The organism is Streptomyces sp. TP-A0874 (genome assembly GCF_001748085.1).
GTDB lineage: Bacteria > Actinomycetota > Actinomycetes > Streptomycetales > Streptomycetaceae > Streptomyces.
In genome coordinates this window covers 125,482-142,252 of record NZ_BBZK01000007.1, presented here as the reverse complement: position 1 = coordinate 142,252, position 16,771 = coordinate 125,482, and the positions used below count along the sequence as shown (strand labels likewise).

At 71.9% G+C, this 16,771-nt stretch carries 15 protein-coding genes; 7 read left to right on the top strand and 8 right to left on the bottom strand.

Annotated elements, in window-relative coordinates; translation table 11 throughout:
* Nucleotides 1-3 precede the first annotated feature (3 nt).
* The 8 genes from BGP73_RS12880 to BGP73_RS12845 are packed head-to-tail and all read right to left on the bottom strand — an operon-like array spanning nucleotide 4 to nucleotide 6,731.
* Nucleotides 4-2,001 carry an NADH-quinone oxidoreductase subunit 5 family protein gene (locus BGP73_RS12880; RefSeq protein ID WP_069814472.1) on the bottom strand — a complete coding sequence of 666 codons (1,998 nt, stop codon included), beginning with the start codon at nucleotides 1,999-2,001 and terminating at the stop codon, nucleotides 4-6.
* Nucleotides 1,998-2,393 (bottom strand): NADH-quinone oxidoreductase subunit NuoK, encoded by a 396-nt coding sequence (nuoK, locus tag BGP73_RS12875; RefSeq protein WP_069814471.1) that lies wholly within the window; start codon nucleotides 2,391-2,393, stop codon nucleotides 1,998-2,000. The genes BGP73_RS12880 and nuoK overlap by 4 nt, the downstream gene beginning before the upstream one ends.
* The gene (locus tag BGP73_RS12870; RefSeq protein WP_069814470.1) at nucleotides 2,393-2,980 is read right to left on the bottom strand and encodes an NADH-quinone oxidoreductase subunit J family protein; all 588 of its coding nucleotides are present in this window, start codon (nucleotides 2,978-2,980) and stop codon (nucleotides 2,393-2,395) included. Before BGP73_RS12870 ends, nuoK begins: the two co-directional genes overlap by 1 nt.
* Nucleotides 2,977-3,519, bottom strand: a complete 543-nt coding sequence (locus BGP73_RS12865) for a 4Fe-4S binding protein (RefSeq protein WP_069814785.1) — start codon at nucleotides 3,517-3,519, stop codon at nucleotides 2,977-2,979. Before BGP73_RS12865 ends, BGP73_RS12870 begins: the two co-directional genes overlap by 4 nt.
* Nucleotides 3,520-3,572: 53 nt before the next feature.
* A complete protein-coding gene (locus BGP73_RS12860; RefSeq protein ID WP_069814469.1) occupies nucleotides 3,573-4,538 on the bottom strand; it encodes a complex I subunit 1/NuoH family protein in 966 nt (321 codons plus the stop codon).
* Nucleotides 4,535-5,656, bottom strand: a complete 1,122-nt coding sequence (locus tag BGP73_RS12855; protein WP_079127486.1) for an NADH-quinone oxidoreductase subunit C — start codon at nucleotides 5,654-5,656, stop codon at nucleotides 4,535-4,537. Before BGP73_RS12855 ends, BGP73_RS12860 begins: the two co-directional genes overlap by 4 nt.
* Nucleotides 5,653-6,318, bottom strand: a complete 666-nt coding sequence (locus BGP73_RS12850) for an NADH-quinone oxidoreductase subunit B (RefSeq protein ID WP_069814468.1) — start codon at nucleotides 6,316-6,318, stop codon at nucleotides 5,653-5,655. The genes BGP73_RS12855 and BGP73_RS12850 overlap by 4 nt, the downstream gene beginning before the upstream one ends.
* A complete protein-coding gene (locus BGP73_RS12845) occupies nucleotides 6,309-6,731 on the bottom strand; it encodes an NADH-quinone oxidoreductase subunit A (RefSeq protein WP_374701141.1) in 423 nt (140 codons plus the stop codon). The genes BGP73_RS12850 and BGP73_RS12845 overlap by 10 nt, the downstream gene beginning before the upstream one ends.
* Nucleotides 6,732-6,996: 265 nt before the next feature.
* Here BGP73_RS12845 and BGP73_RS12840 point away from each other — a divergent pair, with 265 nt between their 5' ends.
* The 7 genes from BGP73_RS12840 to BGP73_RS12810 all read left to right on the top strand — a co-directional run bounded on the left by BGP73_RS12840 (nucleotide 6,997) and on the right by BGP73_RS12810 (nucleotide 16,556).
* Nucleotides 6,997-8,217 carry a sensor histidine kinase gene (locus BGP73_RS12840; RefSeq protein ID WP_069814467.1) on the top strand — a complete coding sequence of 407 codons (1,221 nt, stop codon included), beginning with the start codon at nucleotides 6,997-6,999 and terminating at the stop codon, nucleotides 8,215-8,217.
* Between the two features lie 15 nt (nucleotides 8,218-8,232).
* Nucleotides 8,233-9,567, top strand: a complete 1,335-nt coding sequence (locus tag BGP73_RS12835; RefSeq protein ID WP_069814466.1) for a sensor histidine kinase — start codon at nucleotides 8,233-8,235, stop codon at nucleotides 9,565-9,567.
* A gap of 251 nt (nucleotides 9,568-9,818) precedes the next feature.
* Entirely contained in the window at nucleotides 9,819-10,490 is a 672-nt protein-coding gene (locus BGP73_RS12830) for a response regulator transcription factor (RefSeq protein ID WP_079127485.1), read from the top strand.
* Nucleotides 10,491-10,806: 316 nt separating this feature from the next.
* Nucleotides 10,807-12,768 carry a 2-oxoacid:acceptor oxidoreductase subunit alpha gene (locus tag BGP73_RS12825; RefSeq protein WP_069814464.1) on the top strand — a complete coding sequence of 654 codons (1,962 nt, stop codon included), beginning with the start codon at nucleotides 10,807-10,809 and terminating at the stop codon, nucleotides 12,766-12,768.
* On the top strand, nucleotides 12,761-13,870 hold the full coding sequence (locus BGP73_RS12820) for a 2-oxoacid:ferredoxin oxidoreductase subunit beta (RefSeq protein WP_069814463.1): 1,110 nt from the start codon (nucleotides 12,761-12,763) through the stop codon (nucleotides 13,868-13,870). The genes BGP73_RS12825 and BGP73_RS12820 overlap by 8 nt, the downstream gene beginning before the upstream one ends.
* A gap of 213 nt (nucleotides 13,871-14,083) precedes the next feature.
* A complete protein-coding gene (rarD, locus tag BGP73_RS12815; protein WP_069814462.1) occupies nucleotides 14,084-15,109 on the top strand; it encodes an EamA family transporter RarD in 1,026 nt (341 codons plus the stop codon).
* A gap of 367 nt (nucleotides 15,110-15,476) precedes the next feature.
* Nucleotides 15,477-16,556, top strand: a complete 1,080-nt coding sequence (locus BGP73_RS12810) for a serine/threonine-protein kinase (protein WP_069814461.1) — start codon at nucleotides 15,477-15,479, stop codon at nucleotides 16,554-16,556.
* Nucleotides 16,557-16,771 lie beyond the last annotated feature (215 nt).

The following is a 16,771-nucleotide window of genomic DNA, read 5'->3' as shown; positions in this document are numbered from 1 at the left end:
GGGTCACGCTCCGGTGGTGCCGAGGACGGCGGCTACCGTCAGGACGAGGGAGCCGGCGAACAGGACGCCGAGGTAGGTCTGCACGTTGCCGGTCTGGCTGCGGCGTACGGCCGCACCCAGCAGGCCGGGGGCGAGGGCGGCGCCGTGCACGTAGAAGTCGACCACCTCGCGGTCCAGGAAGCGCACCAGCCGGGCGGCGGCCCGCACGGGGCTGACGAAGAGCGCGGTGTAGAGGGCGTCGAGGTGGAAGCCGGAGGCGGCCGGCCGGTGCAGCGGGCCGAGGAGGAACCGCCCGGGGTCGGCCGGGTCGTCCGCGGCGGCGATGTCGCCGTAGGCCTGCCGGTGGGTGGCGATGGCCTCGACCTCGGATGTCGCCGGGTCGGCCTCCGGGTGGGCGGCGACCGCGCCTATCGGTGTCGCGAGCCGGGCGCGGGCGGTGGTGTGGAGCCAGGCGCCGTAGGTGACCAGCAGACCGGCCACGGCGAGCCCGACGCCCAGCACCGAGGTGGTGAGGGTGGGGCTGAGCGGGCGGCCGTCGAACCAGCCCGGCAGTGCGCCTGCGGCGAGGCCGAGGCCGGCGGTCGGCAGGAAGAGCACCCACAGCACGGCGTTCATCACCACCGGCTGCCGGCCGTGGTCGGGGGCGGGCAGTCCCTTGCCGTGGAAGGCGAGGAGCCAGAGCCGGGCCGCGTAGGCGGCGGTGAGCAGGGCGGTGAGCAGGCCGGCGAGCAGTACCGTCCAGCCCGCGGCCGAGGGCACGTCGGCACTGCCGCCGGCGGCAGCGCGTTCGGCGGCGGCCAGCACCGCCTCCTTGGAGAAGAAGCCGGCGAACGGCGGGATGGCGGCGAGCGCCAGCAGGGCGACGGTCATCGTCCAGTAGGCGTCGGGGATCCGCCGGGAGAGCCCGCCGATCCGGCCCATCGCGGCGAGCGAGTTGGTGCCGGCGGCGTGGATGACCACCCCCGCGCCGAGGAAGAGCAGCGCCTTGAAGGCGCCGTGGCTGAGCAGGTGGAAGACGGCGGCTCCCCGGTCTCCGACGGCGAGCGCACCGGTCATGTAGCCGAGTTGGCCGATGGTGGAGTAGGCGAGGACGCGTTTGATGTCGTCCTGGGCGAGTGCGGCGAGCGCCGAGCCGACCATGGTGACGGCGGCGAGCGCGGCGAGGACGAGCAGTGCGGCGGCGGAGGCGGCGAAGACCGGCAGCAACCGGGCGATGAGGTAGACGCCTGCGGCGACCATCGTCGCGGCGTGGATCAGCGCGGAGACCGGGGTGGGGCCGGCCATCGCGTCGGGCAGCCAGGTGTGCAGCGGGAACTGCGCGGACTTGCCGGCCACGCCGGCGAGCAGCAGCAGCGCGATCAGGGTCGGGTGGTCGAGTCCGCCACCGGAGGCGGCGGCGGTGAGCACCCCCGAGATCCGGAAGGTGCCCGCTTCGGAGGCGAGGGCGAACAGGCCGATGAGGAACGGCACATCGCCCAACTTGGTGACCAGGAACGCCTTGAGCGCGGCGGACCGGGCGGCCGGTGTCTCCCAGTAGTGGCCGACCAGGAAGTACGAGCAGACGCCCATGACCTCCCAGCCCACCAGCAGCACCATCAGATCACCGGAGTAGACGACCAGCAGCATCGCCGAGGTGAACAGGGAGACGAGCGCGGCGTAGGAACCGTAGCGGGGGTCCTCGCGGAGGTAGCCGGTCGAGTAGAGCTGGACGCAGAGCGCGACCAGGCCGACCAGGACCGCGACGAGTGCGGCGAACCCGTCGATGCGCACGGCCAGGTCGATGGGGACGGAGCCGGTGGGGGTGAGGCGGGTGGCGGCGTCGACCGTCTCCCCGCCGCCCTGGCGCAGCGCCACCAGGGCGGCGAGGACGGCGGAGGTCGCGGTGGGGAGGACGGCGAGCGGCTGGACGAGTCCGGGGACCCGCCGGCCCAGCAGGAGCCCCGCGAGGGCACCGAGGAACGGCAGGAGCGGTACCAGGACGGCGAGGGCGGTGGTGGTCACGCGGTGGCCTCCGCCCGCTGGGAGCCCGGCGCGGCGTGACGGTCCGACCCGGAGCGCCCGCCGCCGCCTCGGCCGGTTCCGCCGCCGGGCTCGGCGAGCTCGGTGAGCCGGTCGATGCCGAAGCTGCCGCGGCCGCGGTGGACCAGCAGGACGATCGCCAGCCCGATGCCGAGTTCCGCGGCGGCGATGGTGATGGTGAACAGGGTCAGCGCCTGCCCGGAGTGGAGCGTGTCGCGCAGCCAGACGTCGAAGGCGACGAGGTTGAGGTTGACGCCGCCCAGCATGAGCTCCACGGACATCAGGACGAGGATCACGTTGCGCCGGGCCAGCACGCCGTAGACGCCGGTGCAGAAGAGCAGCACGGCCAGCACGGCTGGGTAGGCGAGATGCATCAGCGCTGCTCCTTGTCGCCGGCAGGGTCGCTCCTGCGACCGCTGGACGGGTTTCTCTTGCGGGAGAGGACGATCGCCCCGATGAGTGCGGCGAGGAGCAGCACGGAGAGCGCCTCGAACGGCAGTACCCAGTGGCGGAAGAGGAAGTGCCCGGTGACCTCGGTGGAGCCCGCCGCGGCGCCGTCGAGCCCGATCCAGGTGGTGCGGAAGGCGTCGACGACCACCCAGACCAGCGCCGCGGCGGCTGCCGCGGCCACGGCGGCGGCCGTCCGGCGGTTGCCGGAGTCGGCGTCCGGGGAGGGGCCGATGGGCGCCCGGGTGAGCATCAGCCCGAACAGCAGCAGCACCACGACCGAGCCGACGTAGATCAGCACCTGCACCCAGGCGATGAACTCCGCGGTCAGCAGCAGGTACTCGACCGCGAGCCCGCCGAGCGCCACCACCAGCCAGCCGGCGGCGTGCACCAGCTGCCGGGTGGTGACCGTGACCAGGGCCGCGCCGAGCGTGACCAGGCCGACGAGGACGAAGACGATCTCGACCCCGGTCGGGGAGAGGAATCCGGGCGGGCCGGCGGCCAGGGCGGTCACTCGCCGTCCTCCTCCGTCCGCCCCGGGCCGGGGTGAGCCTGGTCCGCTCGGTCCGCCGTCTCCCGGGCGGCCTGCTCGGCGGCCAGCTTCTCGGCGGTCCGGCGCGCCGCGGCGATCTCCTTCGGTTCCTCGGCCGCCGGGTCGAGCGGGGGCGGCGCCGGCACCGTCCACATCCACTCGCGTAGCCGGTCCCGCTCGTGGGTGAGTTCCCGGATGTCGGTCTCGGCGTACTCGAACTCCGGCGACCAGAAGAGCGCGTCGAAGGGGCACACCTCGACGCAGATGCCGCAGTACATGCAGAGGGCGAAGTCGATGGCGAAGCGGTCCAGCACGTTGCGGCTGCGCTCCCGCCCGCCGGGCGCGGCCGGCGGCACGGTCTCCTTGTGCGAGTCGATGTAGATGCACCAGTCGGGGCACTCCCGCGCACACAGCATGCAGACCGTGCAGTTCTCCTCGAACAGCGCGATCACGCCGCGGGAGCGCGGCGGGAGTTCGGGCTGCACCTGCGGGTACCGCGCGGTGTGCGAGCGCCGGGTCATGGTGCGGAGGGTGACGGCCAGCCCTTTGGCGAGGCCGCTGCCGGGCAACGACACTACGAGACCACCACCTTGACGACGCCGGTGAGTGCGATCTGGAGCAGGGCGAGCGGCACGAGCGCCGTCCAGGCCAACCTCTGCAACTGGTCCTCCCGCAGCCGCGGATAGCTGACCCGCAGCCAGATGACGCCGAAGGCCAGTACGGCGCTCTTCAGCAGCGTCCACAGCCAGCCGAGGCCGGAGAGGCCCGGCGGGCCGTGCCAGCCGCCGAGGAAGAGGACGGTGGTCAGCCCGCAGAGCACCACGATGCCCGCGTACTCGGCGAGGAGGAAGAGCGCGAAGCGCAGGCCCGTGTACTCGGTGTAGGCGCCGAAGATGATCTCGGAGTCGGCGACGGGCATGTCGAACGGAGGGCGCTGCAACTCCGCGAGTCCGGCGGTGAAGAACACCACCCCGCCGACGAGCTGCCAGGGCACCCACCACCACTGGAACCCGTCCAGGATGCCGACCAGCGAGACGGTGCCCGCGGCCATGGCCACCGAACCGGCGCTGAGCAGCAGCGGCAGCTCGTAGGCGAGCAGTTGCGCCGCGGTACGCAATGCTCCCAGCAGGGAGAACTTGTTCGCCGAGGACCATCCGGCCAACAGCGACCCGAGCACCCCGACGCCCATCACCGCCAGGGCGAAGAAGACGCCCGCGTCGATGGCCTGGCCGACGGCTCCGCCGGGACCCAGCGGGATCACCAGCAGCACCAGGAGGTAGGGCAGCAGCGCGACGGCGGGGGCGAGTTGGAAGATCCGGCGGTCGGCGCCGGCCGGCACGATGTCCTCCTTCTGGGAGAACTTCACTCCGTCCGCGACCAGTTGGGCCCAGCCGTGGAACCCGCCGGCCTGCATGGGGCCGAGCCGGCCCTGCATGTGCGCCATGACCTTGTGTTCGGCCTGCCCGACGAGGAGCGGCAGCAGCAGGAAGGCTCCGAAGACGGCGAGCAGCCGCAGCGCGAGGTCGAGCGGCTCGTTCACGTCCCTCCGCCCCCTGTCTGTCCGCTGTCCGGTTCGTCCCGCTCCGCGGAGGCGTCCGGCTCGGCGGTCCCGGACTGCGGCTTCCGCGGCCTCGGTTCGGGCCGCTCGGGCTCGGGCCGGCGCGGCGGCTGCTCCTCGAACGCGGGAGTCGGATGATGCCATGGCGCGTCCGAGGCGGTGGCACCGCCCGTGCCCTGACCGCCGGGGGAAGCCGCTCCGGTGCCGCTCGGGCGCTGGCTCGCCGAGCCCTCGCCGGCGCTGCGGTTCCGGCGCGGCCGCCGGGCCGTGGCTCCGGCCCCGCCCCGGCCGGGCGGCCTGCCGGCAGCGGCCTCCGGCGGCGCTTCCGGCGCCTGCTCGGTGGCCGGACGGTCACCGCCGGCCGAGCGGTCCCGGCGGGCGGGGCGCTCGCCGGCCCCTGCCGTCCGGGCTCCCCGCCCGGTCCGGCCGGCAGCGGGGGGCAGTCGGCCCTTCATCGGCCCCCACTCGTTGGGGTCCGGGACCCCGGGGGGCAGCGACTGCCGCCTCCTGGGGCCTCCGTGCTCCGACTCCCCCGGCTCCTTCGCTCCGGGCCAGGCCTTGGACACCCGCGCGGCGAGGACGAAGTCCTTGCGCAGCGGACGGCCCTCGAAGCCTTCGGGGAGCAGCAGCGGGGCGAGGTGCGGATGGCCGGTGAAGTCGATCCCGAACATCTCGTGGGTCTCCCGCTCGTGCCAGCCGGCACCGGCGTAGACATCGGTGGCGGTCGGCAGCGCGGGGGCCTCCTGGGGCACGGCCGTGCGCAGCAGCAGCCGCCGCAACCGGCCCCGCCGCGGGTCGGTGGGGGCGAGCGAGACCAGGTGGGCGCAGACCAGGAAGCCCTGCTCGGGCTCGTGGGTGGCGCTCAGCCAGTCGAAGTAGCTGCAGCCGAGCCGGTCCCGGGCGGTCCGCAGGGCGTCCGGCCACCGCTCGGCCGGTACGTCCACGGTGAGCAGTCCGTAGGCCTCCTCGGCAGTCGCCCCTGGACCGAAGAGGCTCTCGACCCCCTCGGGTAGCCAACCGACCGGCGGCTGCGGCTGCTGCGGGGCGGCGTCCTCCGGCCCGCCGGGCCGCTCCGGCTCCCCGGGCCCGCGCTCGGTCACCGCCCGCCCTCCCGCCGCCCGCTCTCTTCCGGCCCCGCGACCAGGCCGCTGCGGAGCGCGTCGGTCGGTGTGCGCCGGCCGGGTCCGCGCTGCTGGCCGTCCGGTCCGGCGGCGTACCGGTCTCCGAGCGACTCCCGGGCGATCTTGTCCTGGAGGGTGAGGATGCCCTGGAGCAGCGCTTCCGGTCGGGGCGGGCAGCCGGGCACGTACACATCCACCGGAATGATCTGGTCCACGCCCTTGGTGACGGAGTAGGAGTCCCAGTAGGGCCCGCCGCAGTTGGCGCAGGCCCCGAAGGAGATCACGTACTTCGGCTCCGGCATCTGCTCGTGGAGCCGTTTGACCGCCGGGGCCATCTTGTCGGTGACCGTGCCCGAGACGATCATCAGGTCCGCCTGGCGGGGGCCCGGCGCGAACGGGATGACGCCGAGCCGGATGAAGTCGTGCCGCGCCATGGAGGCCGCGATGAACTCGATGGCGCAGCAGGCGAGACCGAAGTTGAAGACCCAGAGGCTGTACCGCCGACCCCAGTTGAGGACCACCTTCATCGGCTCGGGGGCGAGCCGGGCCAGCGCACCGAGGCGGCGCGGCTCCGGCAGCGGCTGCGGCTGCGGCTGCGGCTGCGCGGCGCTCGCACCGGCGGGTGCGGGGTTCACGTCCACGTGAGCACCCCCTTCTTCCAGGCGTACAGCAGTCCGACGGAGAGGAAGCCGAGGAAGACGAACATCTCCACCAGCGTGGTGGCGCCGAAGCCGGGGGCGGCGAAGACCGTCGCCCAGGGGAAGAGGAAGATCGAGTCCACCGCGAAGACGACGTAGAGGAACGCGTAGACGTAGTAGCGGATCTGGGTGTGCGCCCAGTCCCCGCCGACCGGGTCCACCCCGCACTCGTAGGCCAGCAGCTTCTCCCGGGTCGGCGCCACCGGCCGCAGCAGGCGGCCGGCCCCGAAGGCGACCGCGACGAACACCACCCCGACCAGCGCCAGCAGGCCCACTGCCGAGTAGCCGGCGAAGTAGTCCGCGGCGTGGCCGCCCGCCGCCGGGACGGTTGGTGCTGTGCGCTCGGTCGGCAGCACGTCCGCCCTCGCTCCCTGGCTGTCCCGTTCGACGATCTGTACGCACGGGAGTCTAACGACTCGGCGCGTGAACGAGCGGGTTCCCTGTCGAGCACCGGGCCGGGGAGGCCGCGCGTCATGCCCGGCGGACCGGGGCGCGGCGGCGGGGACGACGGGCAGCCCTCGGGCACCCCCGGGACCGGGCCGCGGTGGTGGGGTTTCCCCCCGGTCCGGTGCCCTGGCCACCCCATGGCGCCGCGCCGCCGGTCCCGGCAGGCTTGCCGGTATGCCCCAGCCTGATCCCGCCCCTCCGGCCGCAGCAGCCGACGGCCCGGCCACCGAGCGGCTGCCGCCGCCGCGCCCGCCGCTCTCGGCACAGTGCTGGCGGGAGATCGCCCACCTGCTGGTCAACCTGCCGTCGGGCGTGCTCGCGTTCGTCTACGTCTCGGCGTGGCTGTACGCCGGCGCGCTGCTCTCGCTGACCGTGGTGGGACTGCCGCTGCTCGCGGTCGGGCTGCTGGAGGTGCGGCGGTACGGCAGGTTCGAGCGGGCCCGCGCCCGGCTGCTGCTCTCGCTGCACGTCGACGAGCCGAGTCCGGTCGTCCGCCAACAGAGCGGCTTCCTCGGCTGGCTCCGGGCGATCCTGCAGGACCCGGTCGGCTGGCGCCACGTGCTCTACTGCGTGATCCGTCTCCCCTGGGGGATCGTCACCTTCACCATCACCCTGGCCGCGCTCTTCGTGGGCTGGCCGCTGCTGCCCTGGCTCGCCAGGTGGCAGACCGACGTGGACCGGGCGATGGTGCGGGGCCTGCTCTCGCCCTCCGACGAGTTGGAGCGGCGGATCGCCGAGCTGGAGTCGGATCGGGGCACCGTCGTCGACACCGCCGCCGCCGACCTCCGCCGCATCGAACGCGACCTCCACGACGGAGCCCAAGCCCGCCTCGTCGCCCTCGCCATGGAACTCGGCCTCGCCAAGGAGAAACTCCTCGAAGACCCCGAAGCCGCCGCCCACATGGTCGACGAAGCCCACAACGAAGTAAAAGTCGCCCTCCAAGAACTCCGCGACCTCGCCCGCGGCATCCACCCCGCCATCCTCACCGACCGCGGACTCGGCCCAGCCCTCTCCGCCCTCGCAGCCCGCTGCACCACCCCCGTCACCGTCACCGTCGACCTCCCCACCCGCCCCGCACCCGCCATCGAAGGCATCACCTACTTCACCACCTCAGAACTCCTCCAAAACATCAGCAAACACGCCCAAGCCACCCACGCCACCATCGACATCTGGCAAACCCACAACCGCCTCATGCTCCAAGTCACCGACAACGGCAAAGGCGGCGCCACCCCCACCCCCAACTCCGGACTCGCCGGCCTCGCCGAACGCCTCGACGCCGTCGACGGACTCCTCACCATCACCTCACCACCCCACAACGGCACCACCATCACCGCCGAACTCCCCTGGCGCCCCCACCAAGCCACCGCCACCCCTGGCGAGAGCCGGCTCAAGTAGAAACGGACGACGCCGATGACCGGCCCGCACGACCCCGACGGACCACAGCCCCGCCCCGGCCCGGTGCCGGCCGCGCTGCGCGCCCCCTTCCAGGCCCGCACCTGGCGGGAGTACCTCCACCTGTTGCTGAACCTGCCGATGGCGATCCTGATGTTCACCTTCGCCGTCACCATGAGCGCCCTGGGACTGGGGCTGCTCATCACCTTCCTCGGCGTGCCGGTGCTGGCCGCCGGGCTCGCCGGCTGCCGTGGGCTCGGCGCCGTGGAGCGGGCCCGGGCGCGGGCGCTGCTCCGGCTCGACGTCGGCTCACCGCGGCCGATCCGGCCGCCGAAGCCGGGCCTTCTCGCCTGGACCGGCGCCCTGCTCAAGGACGGGTCCTCCTGGCGGCAGCTGCTCTACGCCGTGGTGCACTTCCCCTGGGCGGTGTTCGCCTTCGCCCTCTCGACGGCCGTCTGGTCCGCCGGCTGGTCGATGCTGCTCTACCCGCTCTGGCACTGGATCCACCCGGAGTTCCTCGGCCAGCCGGGACTGCAGCTGTACGCGGACGGCCGCGGCCACGACGTCTACCTGGACACCCCCGCCGAGATCGGTCTGGCCAGCGCGCTCGGACTGCTGCTGGTGCTGGTCGGCTCCGCACTGATCCGGGCGTCGGCCCACGTGGACCGGGCGATGGTGAGCGGCCTGTTGGGCCCCTCGCGACTGGCCAGCCGGGTCTGGGAGCTGGAGTCGGATCGGGGCACCGTCGTCGACACCGCCGCCGCCGACCTCCGCCGCATCGAACGCGACCTCCACGACGGAGCCCAAGCCCGCCTCGTCGCCCTCGCCATGGAACTCGGCCTCGCCAAGGAGAAACTCCTCGAAGACCCCGAAGCCGCCGCCCACATGGTCGACGAAGCCCACAACGAAGTAAAAGTCGCCCTCCAAGAACTCCGCGACCTCGCCCGCGGCATCCACCCCGCCATCCTCACCGACCGCGGACTCGGCCCAGCCCTCTCCGCCCTCGCAGCCCGCTGCACCACCCCCGTCACCGTCACCGTCGACCTCCCCACCCGCCCCGCACCCGCCATCGAAGGCATCACCTACTTCACCACCTCAGAACTCCTCCAAAACATCAGCAAACACGCCCAAGCCACCCACGCCACCATCGACATCTGGCAAACCCACAACCGCCTCATGCTCCAAGTCACCGACAACGGCAAAGGCGGCGCCACCCCCACCCCCAACTCCGGACTCGCCGGCCTCGCCGAACGCCTCGACGCCGTCGACGGACTCCTCACCATCACCTCACCACCCCACAACGGCACCACCATCACCGCCGAACTCCCCTGGCGCCCCCACCAAGCCGACTAACCACCGCGAGACCCCTCGGATTGCTGAGGTGCTGGCCTCCGCCGCGGCCCCAGCCACGGGGCGGAGCAGCACGGGGCGACTCTGAGAAGCTGTTGTCCAACCCCGGGCCCGAGGTGTCTGGCACCGCCGACTCCGGCGTTGCCGTCGGTCGCCGACGCTCCGCGTCGACTCCCTCCTCCTTGGATTCGACGGCGCCAGACTCTCGACCTGATCCGAACCGGGGTCGGACAACAGCTTCTGAGGGGAACCGGGTGGGAAACAGCGTTCGAGTGGTCATCGCCGAGGATTCGGTGCTGCTCAGGGAGGGCCTGGTACGGCTGCTCACCGACCGGGGCCATGAGGTCGTCGCCGGTGTCGGGGACGGCGAGGAGCTGATCCGCGTGGTCGCCGAGCTGGCCGGCCGGGGGGAGCTGCCGGACGTCGTGGTGGCCGACGTGCGGATGCCCCCGACCCACACCGACGAAGGGGTGCGGGCCGCGGTGAGACTGCGCCAGGGGTACCCGGGGCTGGGTGTGCTGGTGCTGTCGCAGTACGTGGAGGAGCAGTACGCCACCGAACTGCTGGCCGGCAACAGCCGGGGCGTCGGCTACCTGCTGAAGGACCGGGTGGCCGACGTCCGCGAGTTCGTCGACGCGGTGGTCAGGGTGGCCGGCGGCGGGACGGCGCTGGACCCGGAGGTGGTCGCGCAGCTGCTCGGCCGCAGTCGGCGGCAGGACGTACTGGCCCGGCTCACCCCCCGGGAGCGCGAGGTGCTGGAGCTGATGGCCGAGGGGCGCACCAACTCGGCGATCGCCGGGCAGCTGGTGGTCAGCAACGGGGCGGTCGAGAAGCACATCAGCAACATCTTCCTGAAGCTCGGCCTCTCCCAGAGCGATGCGGACCACCGCCGGGTGCTGGCGGTCCTCACCTACCTGGACTCCTGACGTGGACCCCGGCTCCCCGCGCCGCCCCCTCCAGGTAGCCGGCCGGCTGCGACGGCGCCCACGAAGGGGAGAGACACCCCGAGAGCATTCCAGGTCTTATCGCCCAAATGGGAGGTACACCTGATGAATCACCGGAGACTGGCGTCTCACCGCCGGGTCCAGTATGTGACCCTGGCCAGGAAGGCGACCCTTACCGACGTAGAGTGGCGGTCGGGACGACCGGTTGACGCCCGCCGCCCCGGCGCACCGTACGGGGGACTCCGGCCTCCGATCCGGGGAACCGCCACAGTCGCCACCTCAGAGGAGGTCCATTCCAGTGACCAGCCAGGTCAGTAGCCCAGATGAGCAGGACACCGGGGCAGCTGTCAGGGAGCAGCGCAAGCCGGGCAAGGAGGTCCGGCGGCGGGAACGGGTGATCATCCGCTTCGCCGGGGACTCGGGTGACGGTATGCAGCTGACCGGCGACCGGTTCACTTCGGAGACGGCCTCCTTCGGCAACGACCTCTCGACGCTGCCGAACTTCCCCGCGGAGATCCGCGCCCCGGCAGGCACCCTGCCCGGCGTCTCCAGCTTCCAGCTGCACTTCGCCGACCACGACATCCTCACCCCCGGCGACGCCCCCGACGTGCTGGTGGCGATGAACCCGGCCGCGCTCAAGGCCAACCTGGGCGACGTCCCCCGGGGTGCGGAGATCATCGTCAACACCGACGAGTTCACCAAGCGCGCCATGGCCAAGGTCGGCTACACCGGCAACCCGCTCGAGGACGACTCCCTGGCGGCGTACCAACTGCACCCGGTACCGCTGACCACCCTCACCCTCGAAGCGCTGAAATCCTTCGACCTCTCCCGGAAGGAGGCCGAGCGGAGCAAGAACATGTTCGCCCTCGGCCTGCTCTCCTGGATGTACCACCGGCCGACCGAGGCCACCGAGAAGTTCCTCCGCCAGAAGTTCGCGAAGAAGCCCGACATCGCCGAGGCGAACGTGGCCGCCTTCCGGGCGGGCTGGAACTTCGGCGAGACGACCGAGGACTTCGCCGCCTCCTACCAGGTGGCCCCGGCGACCGCAGCCTTCCCGCCCGGCACCTACCGGAACATCTCCGGCAACCTCGCCCTCGCCTACGGGCTGATCGCCGCCGGCCAGCAGGCCGACCTGCCCCTCTACCTGGGCTCCTACCCGATCACCCCGGCCTCGGACATCCTGCACGAGCTCTCCCGGCACAAGAACTTCGGCGTGCGCACCTTCCAGGCCGAGGACGAGATCGCCGGCATCGGCGCCGCGCTGGGCGCGGCCTTCGGCGGCGCGCTCGGTGTGACCACCACCTCCGGCCCGGGGGTGGCGCTGAAGTCCGAGACCATCGGTCTTGCGGTCTCACTGGAGCTGCCGCTGCTGATCGTCGACATCCAGCGCGGCGGCCCCTCCACCGGACTCCCCACCAAGACCGAGCAGGCCGACCTGCTCCAGGCCATGTACGGCCGCAACGGTGAGGCCCCGGTGCCGGTGGTGGCGCCGGCCACTCCGGCCGACTGCTTCGACGCCGCCCTGGACGCGGCCCGGATCGCGCTGACCTACCGCACCCCGGTCTTCCTGCTCAGCGACGGCTACCTGGCCAACGGCTCGGAGCCCTGGCGCATCCCCAAGCAGGAGGACCTGCCGGACCTGCGGGTGCAGTTCGCCCACGGCCCCAACCACCAGCTGACCGACGGCACCGAGGTCTTCCACCCCTACAAGCGGGACCCCCGGACCCTCGCCCGACCCTGGGCGGTACCGGGCACCGCCGGGTTGGAACACCGGATCGGCGGCATCGAGAAGCAGGACGGCACCGGCAACATCTCGTACGACCCGGCCAACCACGACCACATGGTCCGCACCCGGCAGGCCAAGGTGGACGGGGTCTCGGTCCCCGACCTCACCGTCGACGATCCCGGCGGCGAGGCCAGGGTGCTGGTCGTCGGCTGGGGCTCCACCTACGGGCCGATCACCGCCGCGGTGCGGCGCGTCCGCGCCGCCGGCGACCAGGTGGCCCAGATCCATCTGCGCCACCTCAACCCCTTCCCGGGCAACCTGGGCGAGCTGCTGCGGCGCTACGACAAGGTGATCGTCCCGGAGATGAACCTGGGCCAGCTCGCGACCCTGCTGCGGGCCCGCTACCTGATCGACGCCGCCTCCTTCAACCAGGTCAACGGCATGCCGTTCAAGGCCGAGCAGCTGGCCTCCCACATCCAGCAGGTGGTCCGGGAAGGCCTGGAGGAGAGCAGCAAGGAGACCAGCGATGCCTGAGACGACAGCGCAGACCCCCTCGACCTTCCAGGCACTGTCCCTGGTGCCCAAGGCCGAGGCCAAGCAGACCATGAAGGACTTCAAGTCCGACCAGGAGGTGCGCTGGTGCCCGGGCTGCGGTGACTACGCCGTTCTCGCCGCCGTCCAGGGCTTCATGCCGGAGCTCGGGCTGGCCAAGGAGAACATCGTCTTCGTCTCCGGCATCGGCTGCTCCTCCCGCTTCCCGTACTACATGAACACCTACGGGATGCACTCCATCCACGGTCGTGCCCCGGCCATCGCCACCGGCCTCTCCTCCTCCCGCCCCGACCTGAGCGTCTGGGTGGTCACCGGGGACGGCGACGCCCTCTCCATCGGCGGCAACCACCTCATCCACGCGCTGCGCCGCAACGTCAACCTCAAGATCCTGCTCTTCAACAACCGGATCTACGGGCTGACCAAGGGGCAGTACTCCCCCACCTCGGAGATCGGCAAGATCACCAAGTCGACGCCGATGGGGTCCCTGGACACCCCCTTCAACCCGGTCTCGCTGGCGCTGGGCGCGGAGGCGTCCTTCGTGGCCCGCACCGTCGACTCCGACCGCAAGCACCTCACCTCGGTGCTGCGCGAGGCCGCCGCGCATCCGGGCACCGCGCTGGTGGAGATCTACCAGAACTGCAACATCTTCAACGACGGCGCCTTCGAGGTGCTCAAGGACAAGCAGCAGGCCCAGGAAGCCGTCATCCGCCTGGAGCACGGGCAGCCGATCCGCTTCGGAGCACCCCACCTGGAGGAGGACGGCGGCGACGGCCTGGGCGGCAAGGGTGTCGTCCGCGACCCGGCCACCGGTGACCTCAAGGTCGTCGACGTCACCGAGGAGGGCACCGAGAACGTCCTGGTGCACGACGCCCGGTCGGCCTCGCCCACCACGGCGTTCGCCCTCTCCCGGCTCGCCGACGCCGACACCCTCCACCAGACCCCCATCGGCGTCTTCCGGAACGTTCAGCGGCCGGTCTACGACACACTGATGAACGAGCAGTTGGAGGCGGCCGTCGAGCAGAACGGCAAGGGCGACCTCGCCGCGCTGCTCGCCGGGAACGACACCTGGACGGTGACCGGCTGAGAGAGCCGGACACGGACGCGGCGCGGCCCGGACCTGTCGACCAGGTCCGGGCCGCACTGCTCTTCCGGGCCGCACCGCTCCGCTCGGGCCGTACCGACCCGCGGGTCGGAACCGCGCGGCGGCGGTCAGTACCGTATGGCGGGACGGACATGACAGCCGGACACCCCCGGCGTTACCTTCGAACCCTCGTACCCACGCCTGCCAGGAGGCCCCTTGAAGCCGCAGAGAGAGCACCGGACAGGTCTGGTGTACGGCTTCGCGGCCTACGGGATGTGGGGGCTGCTACCGCTCTACTGGCCGCTGATGCAGCCCGCCGGCGCCCTGGAGATCCTGGCCCAGCGGATGGTCTGGTCGCTGGTGACGATCGTCGTGATCCTCGCCGTCATGCGCCACTGGGCGTGGATCCCCCCGCTGCTGCGGGAGCCCCGACGACTGGCCATGATCACCGTGGCCGCCACCGTCATCTCCCTCAACTGGGGGATCTACATCTGGGGCGTCAACACCGGGCACGTCGTCGAGGTCGCCCTCGGCTACTTCATCAACCCGCTGATCAGCATCGCCTTCGGAGTGCTGGTGCTGCGGGAACGGCTGCGCCCCGCCCAGTGGGCGGCGGTCGGCATCGGCGTCCTGGCCGTGGTGGTGCTCTCCGTGGCATACGGCCGGGTGCCGTGGGTCGCCCTCGTCGTCGCCTTCTCCTTCGGGGTCTACGCACTGGTCAAGAAGCAGGTGGGGCTCAGCGGCCTGGAGTCGCTGGCGGCCGAGAGCGCGGTGCAGTTCCTCCCGGCGCTGGTGTTCCTCGGCTACCTCGCCGCCCGCGGCCAGAGCACCTTCGGCACGGCCGGGGTCGGCCACACCCTGCTGCTGGTGAGCTGCGGAACGGCGACCGCGCTACCGCTGCTCGCCTTCGGGAGCGCGGCGGTACGGCTGCCGCTCTCCACGATCGGGATGCTCCAGTACATCGCGCCCACCTTCCAGTTCGTCATCGGCCTCGCGGTCTTCCACGAAGAGATGCCGCCGGAGCGCTGGGCCGGCTTCGTGCTGGTCTGGCTGGCGCTGTCCGTACTGACCTGGGACGCGTTCCGCACCGCACGCAACGCCCGGACGGCGGTCCGGCGGGCGGCTGCCGCGGCGAAGGCCTCAGTGACGGCGGAGGCGGAGGCGGTGGCCGCGGAGGGCGTGACCGCGGAGGCCGTGACGGTGGAGCGGGGCGACGGGGCGGAGCGTACGGCGGGGAGCTGACGCTCGGCAGCGTATGCCGTGCCGGGGTCGGTGGGCTGGTGCGCCGGCTCGGTGGTGGGTGACGCTGGGTGCGGGGCCGGTGGTGGGTGACGGTGCCGGGGGCTCCGGGGTGGGGGTGCCGCGACCGTCTATTTACGGGGCCCTGCGGGTCCGCTCTCCGACTGCGGGCCGGTCTGCCCCGCAAATACACGGCAGCGTCGCGGCACCCCCACCCGCTCCGCCCCCGTCCCCTCCCGACGCCCCACGCCCAGCCCGCATGATCATTCGCCGGTACCGCCCACGCCGGATGCCTACTGCCGGCGGGGGCACGCACACCCCCAAGCCGACTCGGCAGGACGGACGTGAAGGCCCAGTGAAGATCCCTGACATGTCGCGCGGGGCGCGGCTGACCGCCCATGGCGCGGTCTCCACGTCCTTGGCCTTACAGAGTGATCGCGCATTGCACGAGCTGGTGGAATCGGCCGATCCCATCGGGTCCGGCATCGGTGGGAAATCGGCCTTGACCGAGGTCGCCGGAAACCCCGTCTTCGTGAAGCAGGTGCCTCTCACCGACCTGGAGATGCGACCTGAGCACATCCGATCCACGGCGAACCTCTTCGAACTGCCCGTCTTCTGCCAGTACGGCATCGGCACGATCGGTGGGCCGGGCTTCGGGGCCTGGAGAGAACTCGCCGTGCACACCATGACCACGAACTGGGTACTCGCGGCTGAATACGAGGGCTTCCCCCTGATGTACCACTGGAGGGTACTGCCCGACCGGACGCCCCTGCCCGAGGAACTGGCCGACATCGAACGGGCCGTCGCCTACTGGGGCGGCGGGGCGCGGGTACGCCGCCGGATCGAGGCTCTCCAGCGGTCCTCCGCCAGCATCGCGCTGTTCCTGGAGTACATCCCGCAGAACCTGCACCAGTGGATGGACGCCCAGCTCCAAGCAGGCGGCGAGGCCACCGACCAGGCCTGCGCCATGGTGGAGAAGCACCTGGAGGCCGGAACCTCGTTCATGAACGAGCGGGGGCTGCTGCACTTCGACGCGCACTTCGAGAACATCCTCACCGACGGCCGGCGGCTCTACTTCGCGGACTACGGCCTCGCGACCTCCTCCCGCTTCGAGCTGTCCCGAGACGAAGCCGACTTCTTCGACCGCCATCAGGCTTATGACCGCTGCTACACCGCCACGTATCTGGTGAACTGGCTGGTCACCGCCGTGTACGGGTACCGGAGGGAGGATCAGGACGGCCGCTACGCACTGGTGCGCACCTTCGCAGACGGCAAGCGCCCCTCAGGAATCCCCGAGGAGGCCGCAGCGATCATCGCCCGGCACGCGCCGATCGCCGCCCTGATCTCGGGCTTCAACCGCGACTTCCAGCACCGGAGCCGGCGGACCAGGTATCCGTCGGAGGAGATCCACCGGCTTGGCGGCGGGAGGTACAGCCCCTCCACTTACTGATCGACGGACACCCGACGACTGCCGTTCGGACGGCCGGAGACCAGAACACCGGTCGGCGGAGTCATGGTCGGGCGGTGGACGGCGGGAGGGGGCGGGGCCGGAGTGGGTGGGGGTGCCGAGACGCTGCCGGATATTTGCGGGGCCAACCGGCCCGCACCCGGGAGACGGGCCCGCAGAGCCCCGTAAATATCCGGTCACGGCACCCCCACCCACGC

Excerpts from the sequence above, each read along its gene's own strand:
- nuoK (WP_069814471.1), bottom strand. The coding sequence starts at position 2,393 with ATGCATCTCGCCTACCCAGCCGTGCTGGCCGTGCTGCTCTTCTGCACC.
- BGP73_RS12820 (WP_069814463.1), top strand. The coding sequence starts at position 12,761 with ATGCCTGAGACGACAGCGCAGACCCCCTCGACCTTCCAGGCACTGTCC.
- BGP73_RS12810 (WP_069814461.1), top strand. The coding sequence starts at position 15,477 with ATGTCGCGCGGGGCGCGGCTGACCGCCCATGGCGCGGTCTCCACGTCC.
- BGP73_RS12865 (WP_069814785.1), bottom strand. The coding sequence starts at position 3,519 with ATGACCCGGCGCTCGCACACCGCGCGGTACCCGCAGGTGCAGCCCGAA.
- BGP73_RS12835 (WP_069814466.1), top strand. The coding sequence starts at position 8,233 with ATGACCGGCCCGCACGACCCCGACGGACCACAGCCCCGCCCCGGCCCG.
- BGP73_RS12840 (WP_069814467.1), top strand. The coding sequence starts at position 6,997 with ATGCCCCAGCCTGATCCCGCCCCTCCGGCCGCAGCAGCCGACGGCCCG.